Source organism: Sphingomonas sp. (assembly GCF_051962185.1).
Classification (GTDB): domain Bacteria; phylum Pseudomonadota; class Alphaproteobacteria; order Sphingomonadales; family Sphingomonadaceae; genus Sphingomonas.
Map to the genome: position 1 here is coordinate 1 of NZ_JBQCCN010000047.1, position 7,760 is coordinate 7,760.

The 7,760-nt window shown below is 66.4% G+C and carries 8 protein-coding genes; 5 read left to right on the forward strand and 3 right to left on the reverse strand.

From position 1 onward, the window contains the following. The 4 genes from ACTHJR_RS02905 to ACTHJR_RS02920 form a co-directional block, all read left to right on the forward strand. Positions 1-630: NAD(P)/FAD-dependent oxidoreductase (locus ACTHJR_RS02905; protein ID WP_440521572.1), on the forward strand; the 630-nt coding region annotated here is incomplete at its 5' end. Between the two features lie 310 nt (positions 631-940). Further along, positions 941-1,492: a pseudouridine synthase gene (locus ACTHJR_RS02910; RefSeq protein ID WP_440521574.1), complete on the forward strand. Its 552-nt coding sequence runs from the start codon at positions 941-943 to the stop codon at positions 1,490-1,492. Next, a complete protein-coding gene (locus tag ACTHJR_RS02915; RefSeq protein WP_440521575.1) occupies positions 1,489-1,845 on the forward strand; it encodes a hypothetical protein in 357 nt (118 codons plus the stop codon). The genes ACTHJR_RS02910 and ACTHJR_RS02915 overlap by 4 nt, the downstream gene beginning before the upstream one ends. Before the next feature lie 243 nt (positions 1,846-2,088). Beyond that, the gene (locus ACTHJR_RS02920) at positions 2,089-2,805 is read left to right on the forward strand and encodes a hypothetical protein (protein WP_440521577.1); all 717 of its coding nucleotides are present in this window, start codon (positions 2,089-2,091) and stop codon (positions 2,803-2,805) included. 63 nt (positions 2,806-2,868) lie between these two features. Here ACTHJR_RS02920 and ACTHJR_RS02925 read toward each other — a convergent pair whose 3' ends face one another. After that, complete coding sequence (locus ACTHJR_RS02925; RefSeq protein ID WP_440521578.1) at positions 2,869-5,397, reverse strand: hypothetical protein; 2,529 nt, start codon at positions 5,395-5,397, stop codon at positions 2,869-2,871. Between the two features lie 167 nt (positions 5,398-5,564). On the opposite strand from ACTHJR_RS02925, the gene ACTHJR_RS02930 reads away from it, so the two are divergent. Then, positions 5,565-5,687 carry a hypothetical protein gene (locus ACTHJR_RS02930; protein WP_440521579.1) on the forward strand — a complete coding sequence of 41 codons (123 nt, stop codon included), beginning with the start codon at positions 5,565-5,567 and terminating at the stop codon, positions 5,685-5,687. A 74-nt stretch (positions 5,688-5,761) separates the two neighbouring features. Here ACTHJR_RS02930 and ACTHJR_RS02935 read toward each other — a convergent pair whose 3' ends face one another. Both ACTHJR_RS02935 and ACTHJR_RS02940 read right to left on the reverse strand, forming a co-directional pair. Beyond that, positions 5,762-6,667, reverse strand: coding sequence for a hypothetical protein (locus ACTHJR_RS02935; RefSeq protein WP_440521580.1), 906 nt, complete (start codon positions 6,665-6,667; stop codon positions 5,762-5,764). 80 nt (positions 6,668-6,747) lie between these two features. Further along, positions 6,748-7,760: S8 family serine peptidase (locus ACTHJR_RS02940; protein WP_440521581.1), on the reverse strand; the 1,013-nt coding region annotated here is incomplete at its 5' end.

Sequence of the window (7,760 nt, forward strand, 5' to 3'; positions counted from 1 at the left end):
AGCTTCTGCATGTGCCCGGGCGGCACGGTGGTCGCGGCGACGTCCGAGGAAGGCCGCGTCGCGACCAACGGCATGAGCCAATATTCGCGCAACGAGCGCAACGCCAATTCGGGCTTCGTCGTCGCGATCGACCCGGCGCGCGACTATCCCGGCGATCCGCTCGCGGGCATCGCGCTACAGCGACATTGGGAAGAACGCGCGTTCGTCGCGGGCGGCTCCAACTACAAGGCGCCGGCGCAGAAGCTCGGCGATTTCCTCGAAGGAAAAGGATCGACCGAGTTCGGCGAGGTCCTTCCGTCCTACCGCCCGGGTGTGCAGCTGACCGACCTCCGCCAGTGCCTGCCCGATTTCACGGTCGAGGCGATGCGCGAGGCGATCCCGGTGTTCGGCCGCCAGATTCCGGGCTACGACCATCCCGATGTGATCATGACCGGGGTCGAGACGCGCACATCCTCGCCGGTGCGCTTCACCCGCGGCAAGGATTTCCAGAGCCTCAACACCGCCGGTCTGTATCCGGCGGGCGAAGGTGCCGGCTATGCGGGCGGCATCCTGTCGGCGGCGGTCGATGGCATCAAGGTCGCCGAGGCGGTCGCGCTGAGCATCGAGAGTACAGCGGGAGCCCGTGTTTAGGATTACACGCGACGCTCCTGCGAAAACGGACTCAGGGGTCCCAAAGTGCCGAGGCCGGATTGATTTTCAACGCTCCCCTTTCGTCATGCCGGGCTTGTCCCGGCATCCACCGCGCCGTTGAGCCTGGCCCCAGACCTCTTGTCCTACGCTTGCGGCCCGGTGGACCCCGGCACAAGGCCGGGGTGACGGTTAGCAATTAACCGCCATGCCGTGCCCAATTATCTCGGGTTCCTGCTTTCGCAGGAACTCAGGGTAATCAAGTCCAACGCCGAATATTGTATGTCGACCCGACCTGGACCAAAGCCATCGCATGTCGCGCTTGGTCCTGTTCAACAAGCCTTATGGCGTGCTGTGCCAGTTCACCGATCGCGGCAATGAAGGGTCGGCGCGGCCGACGCTGTCGCAGTTCGTCGATCTGCCCGGCGTCTATCCGGCGGGCCGGCTCGATCTCGACAGCGAAGGATTGCTGCTGCTGACCGATGACGGCCGGCTGCAGGCACGGATCGCCGACCCCAAGTTCAAGATGGCCAAGACCTATCTGGTCCAGGTCGAGGGAGAGATCGGTGACGAGGCGCTGGCGGCGCTGCGCACGGGCGTGGAATTGAAGGACGGCCTCACCCGCCCGGCCGAGGCCGAGCGCATTCCCGACCCCGACTTATGGCCGCGCGACCCGCCGGTCCGCTTTCGCAGGAGCGTGCCCGACGGCTGGATCCGCCTGACCATCCGTGAGGGCCGCAACCGCCAGGTCCGGCGGATGACGGCGGCGGTCGGCCACCCGACGCTCCGGCTGGTACGCTGGCGGATCGGCAACTGGTCGCTCGACGGCATCGCACCGGGGGAATGGCGTTGCCTGGACGCGTGAAGGTCTTTTTCGACGGCGGCTGGCGGCCGGCGACCGGAATGGAAACCGCAGTGGTGGTCGGCGGGCGCGAGCATGTGCGGCGCGATCTCGGTCCGGGTAGCAGCCTGGAGGCGGAATGGCGCGCATTGCTTCACGCGGTGGAGATCGCGTCCGCGCTCGGGCTGGACGATCCAGTCTTTCTCGGCGATTCGCTCGCGGTCATCGGCCAGGCGCGTGCCGGCGTCGCATGCCGGGCCCTGCGCGCCGGGCAGGTCATGGCATTCGCCGTGCCGGGTCGGCCGCTGCGCCTTCGTCATGTCAAGAGATCACAGAATCTCGCCGGCATCGCGCTGGCCAGGCTGCACGCGCGATAGAACTGGTGCGATGGGTCGCTGTCGCCATCACGACGGCCGAGACTTATATCTAACGTTATACTAACAGCTAACTAGATACATATTATGTATTACGTTAATTCTAAAATGTTTCCAATTAAGTAAACTTGGTGTTTACTTAGATCACGCGGAGAATATCCTCTCTTCACGATCGGGTTGCGATGACGAGTCGCGCCGACTGGATGACGTTGCTCATCGGTCGGCATTTTTGTTGGAGGGAGTGTTATGAAGAAGTTCGTTGTTCTTGGCGGCAGTGCGATCGCGCTCGCCGTCATGGCGTGTCCGAATGTCGCCGCGGCGCAAGTCACCGGGACCGATCCGGAACTCGATGCCAAGTGCATGGCGTTGTTGAAGCCCGCCGCCCAGTCGGAATTCACCGCGATCGCTATCGACATCACCACGAGTTCGACCAGCACGACCGAGGATGACGGCATCATCTCGACCGTCGGCATCGGTACGCCGACCTACAAGTACAGCAATTTCCGCGGGGCGCATGTCAACGGTCAGAGCGTCAACATCTTCGCTTATGCGGATTTGTCGGTGGTCTATGCCGCCGGCGCGCTCGAGACCATTCGTACCAAGATCACCACGATCACCACGCGGACCGGCACGTGTCACGTCCACAAGCCGACCAACGGCGCCGACAACGATCCGCTGCACCCGGGCTATTCGATCGCGCCTCCGGGCCTTCAGATCGACGAGCCGGTGACGGCGACGTCGACCACCGTGACCTACGGCACGCGTACGGAAACCATTCCTGGCCCGTGGACCGATCCCAACGCCAGCACCGTCGGCGGCGAGGTCGTGATCTGCAATTCGCCGGGTCGCAATCCGGGCACCTGGCGCGCGCAGAACGGTTACGACGGCAGCCTCGGTCAGTGCAGCACCGCCTGGTACAACACGCTGGGTTCGACGCCGTCGGTCTCGGTGCCGCCGACCTGACCCTACCCTGGGGAGGGATGAAGGGGCGGTGGGTTCACCGCCCCTTTTTTTGCTCGCTTTCGCTCAAAAGACCTTGCGGAGCGAGATGCTGACGGTGCGGCCGAGCGGATCGAGCAACCAGGGCTGATAGCCGTTCGGAGTCGCACCGCTGCGGTCGGTCACGCGTTGCTTCGAATCGAAGAGGTTATCTACGGCGAGCGTCAGCCGCATGTTCTTGACTAGCCCGATGTGCGGCAGCAACGGGCCCAAGTTGGCGAACAGTCGCGCTCCGATAGTCGTGCGCGGCGCGAAGACGATGTCCGAAGGACTGGCGACCGGCCCGGCATTGATCCGCGACGCGCTTTTCCACGACCCCGAAATCTGCAGCCCGACACCGTCGCGCAGCAACCCGCCGGTGGCCTGCAGCAGGTGCCGCGGCTGTCCGCCGCCATAGCCCAGCGCACCGCCGTCGAGCATGTCGATCTCCGCCAACCCCGATCGTGCCAGCCGCGTATTGATCAGCGCGAGCGTGTAACTGAAATTGGCATTGAACCGCCAGCCCGAGCCCAGTTTGGCCGGTCCGCCGGCCGTCCCGGGAGCACTCAGCCGGGGGGCGCCGATCGCCTTGCTGAAATTCCCGCTCCAGCGGATCTGCTCGCGCCGGCTCAGCGCAAACGCGACCGGCCGCGCGTCGACCAGGATCAACTGGCCCGACGCGTCACGCACGAAGCGGTCGCCGAACGCCGCTTGGACATCGGCGTTGACCGGCGGCAGCGCGGCGAAGACGCCGCGACCGACGATCTTCTGATATTCCATATTGAAGGTCAGGTCGGTCGCCGCCAGCGGGCGCAAGGTACCGGAGAGCGTGGTCGTGGTGCGCCGCTCGACCGGCAGACTGGGATTGCCGCCGGTGATATAGGTGACCAGCACCGTCTCGTTGCGGATGAAATCGTAGGTCCGGACGTTCTCGATCGTTACGATCGGGTCGGTGAGCGCGTTGGGCAGCGGCGCGACTTCCTCGCGCGAGGAATAAGCGCGGAGTTCTAGCACGTTGCCGAAGCGCCAGGTCAGCCCGCCGCCATAATCCTTCAGCCACCCGGCGGCGGTGACGTGACGCGCGGCGGCGAAAAACTCGCCGCCTAGGTCGCCGACGCCGCGCACCAGCGGCGCGCCGAGCAGGGGGAAACGTAGCGAGCCTTGGGCCACTTCCTCGTCGCGATCGAGCAGGCTGGTGAAGACGTTGCTCCCCGATAAGGTCCGCGAGCGCGAATGGTCGAATCGCCAGCCGAGCCTCAGGGACGCGGTCACCATCCCGGTCGGCAGGCGCAGCACCGACCCAGTCGCCAGCGCCTCGGCCGAGCCGTTGTTGGAGAGCGATCGTGCAGTATCGACCGGTACGCTGCCCAACAGCCCCGGCGGGAGGGGCGCGAAGGGATCGACCATGCCCGCCAGCACCGCCGCGTCGAGATCGCCGATAGAGATCGCCCGATCGCTCGAATTGTGGGTGATCAGATGGTAGAAATTGCTGCTGACCGACAATCGCCACCGGCCGATATCTGTGTTGAGCGTGCCCGCCAGGCTGAGGTTGGCCGAATGCATGCGCTGGCCGAGCGGCGGCCCGAAATAGCGCGCGATGTCGACGTCCTGCGAGAAGGGCGAGAAAGGCGACGCCGACGGCAAGGTGAGCAAAGCTGGGCTCAAGCCGTAATAACCGAGCGAGCTAGCCCAGGTGCCGACCCCGGTCAGCGACAGCGCCGTCTTCGACGACAGGCGCTGGGTGAAATTGGCGTTGGCGGTATAGGATCGCTGACGCGACACCAAGGTGCGGAAGGCGCCGACATCGCCTTGGTTGGCGCGCCCTGCGGTAGCCGCGAAATCGCCAAGCGAAGGCGACGCCAGTCCGGCCGGCACGCCGGCGACCGTAACCAACCGACCGGCGGCGGCACTCAGCGCCGGATCGATCTCCCCGCCCGGCAGCGGGGACGAGACGATGTTACCGACAATGTCATAGGGCAGGTCGAGCGGATCGTCGATCACCGGGCGATCGGACTCGAACAGCGGGTCGACGATATTGGCCTTGATCGCCAGGCTGCGCCGGTTGCCGCCCTGGAGCCGCAGCAGGTTGAATTCCCCCGCGGCATTGAACCCGCGGCCCGCGGTCGCCAGCCCGGAGGTCAGGTTGGTGGTGACCTGGCGATGGTCGGACTTGATGACGATATTGACCACGCGCCGGCTCGGGCTCTGGCCATATTGCGTCGCGGCTTGCGGACGCAGCACCTCGATCTTGCTCACCACCTCGGTCGGCAAGTCGGACACGTCCTTCAAGCCGTTGGCAGGACGGCCGTTGAGCAGTACGACCGGCCCGTCCGAGGAATTGTCGACTTGCGGCAGGACCTGGTCGATCAGGTCGCCGACGGTGTCGAGCCCGTAAGCGGCGATGTCGTTCTGATCGAGCTCGGTCTCGATGCTCGGGTCGGGCCGGTCATATTGCTGATCGCGGCTGCCGTAGATGACGATCTGGTCCTTGTCGCCGGGCTTCTGCGCCTGACCGTCCGCGGCATGCGCCCCACCCGCCAACGCGAATTGCGTCAGCGCGACGATACTCGCACGCAAAGCCAGCCTTCCCCGCCCCATGCCGTAACTATAACCCGAGTTCGCCAACTTGAAATGGATTTATGGCGCCCGCATCGGTTCTTTTTGGCATTTATATATCGATGGATATATTCGACGTAATTACGGATTTCTTCTATTCCTGCAGGCCGTCGCTATAGTCATGGCCGATGTACCGACCGAATTACTTGGCGCGCCTGTCGTCGGCCTTCGCGCTCGCCGTCGCCATCATCACGCTTGTCGCCATCGCGCGCGGCAATGCCGGAATCCTCGCCTTGTTCGGCACGCTGTGAACGGACGAGCGTCGCATCAATCGACGTGCTCGAGACAGACCGGACAAACAGGCGGCGCTCGACGCCGCGCCGGTCTATTGGGCGGCGTCCTTCACATCGCCCTTGCCCATCGCCGAAACCAGTACGCTACCCGAGCCGGTGAAGTTGGCGGCGGGAAGCGCGGCCACCTTGTTGCCGACGCGGACCAGCACCTCTTGCACCTTGCCGCTCGCGGTCGACCGGACCGACTGGACCGTGCCGATCGCACGGCCTTTCGCGTTGGTCACCACCATGCCCGGATTAACCGGAAAGGCGCCGGCATTCGCCATACCGCTGCCCGCGAGCGCCAAATTGCCGGCACCGCCCACGTCGCCGCCGAGCGCCGACAGGCTACCCGATCCAGATCCGGCGGCGTTGCCCGTGCCGCCGATCCCGCCGCCGAACGACGAGAGGCGCGACGCGGCGTTACCTGCCCGACCTCGCGCGCCATCCACGGCATTGCCCGTCGCGTCGCGCGCCCGGCCGGCGGCATTGCCCGTCGCGGTCCGCGCCCGATCCACGCCGTTGCGCGCCGTATCGCGCAGATCGTCGGTGCCGAGCAATCGAGCGTCGATGCCGCCGCCGGCGCTGCCCGATGCCGACCCGCTGCCCGTCAATTGACGCTTGCCGATGCGTGTCGCCGAATCGAACGCGGTGTCGTTGTCGGTCGCGCCGGACGCGCTGACATTGCCTTTGCGCGCGTCGACCCTCTTGCTCGCACGAGTCGATCCGCGCGTCCGCGCGACCGTGTCGGTGTCGGCGCTGGGAAAGCGATCGATCGTGCCGCCGAACGTGCCGCCCAGGGCGCCATTGCCCGATCCGCCGAGCGTGCCGCCGGCCCCGTGCAGCGTTCCGCCGAGTGTACCGCCGAGCCCGCCGCTTCCGCCGAGCAGCTGCGCCGACGCCGGCGAGGCCGCCACCGCCAACGCAACGATCGCCGCGCCGAAAAGACTCTTCATCATGGTCGTTCTCCCTTGGTCGTTGTCGGGAGAACGGGCGCCGAGATCGGTTTAATCCCGACGGTGCGAATTATTTTCGTGTGTTACGGCGCGGGCGTGCGGCAATCGTCGCACAACAATCCCCGCCCATAGAGCTTGTCGGGCCCCTTCGCGCCGAGGTCGCGCGCGACCGCGTCGACCCGCGCCAGCGCGGCGCGCGGATCGCCCGGCGTCGGGTAGAAGCGCGCGATCACCGCGGCCGCCAGCGGAGCGGCGAACGACGTGCCCCGGACGCGGAACGGACGCCCTCGCAGTCCCGCCGCGAGCATGTCCGCCGCTGGAGCCGCATAATCGAGATGCGTCGCGCGTCCCGCCTCGATCAGCACCCGATTTTTCCGATCGACACCGGTCACCGCGATCACCCCGGGATAAGAGGCGGGATAGCCCGGCGGCGCGGCCGGACCGTTGTTGCCCACCGCCGCGACGATCACCAGGCCGCGCGCTTGAGCCGCGGCGACGACGCGCGCCAGTATTGGATTGGCCGGACCGACCAGGCTGATGGTCACCACCGGCACGCGCTGCTCGACCATCCAGCCGATCGCCTTGGCGATCGCGGTGGCGTTGCCGCCCGCCGGGTCGCTGCCGTACACGTCCGCCGAAGCGATCCGCGCGCCTGGCAAGCCACCGCGAACGTTGCCCGACCCGGCGATCAGCGACGCCACCGCGGTGCCGTGGTCGTTGGCGCGCGGCGCGCCGCTGGCGAACCCGGCCGACAGCGTCGCGCCGGAGACTCCCCCGTCGATCACGCCGACCATCGGTCCGGTGCGCGGGTCCGGCGGCGCCGGGCTGCCCGCCACGGCGCCGCTGGCGAAATGGAGCTGATCGGCGCTGACTTCGCCACCCAGCTTGCGGATTTCGGCGATCGCGGCTTTCAGCGACTTGCCGTCCGGCACCGACAATCGCGCGAAGGAAACACCCAGCACGTCGTCATGCTCGATCAGCCGGTATCCTCTTGCCGACGCGGTACGAAGCAATGCCTCGTCCGGGGCATCGACGACGACCTCTCCGGCGCGCGCCGGAAAGCCTTGCGGATCGAGGGCGACGCGGCCGGGATTGT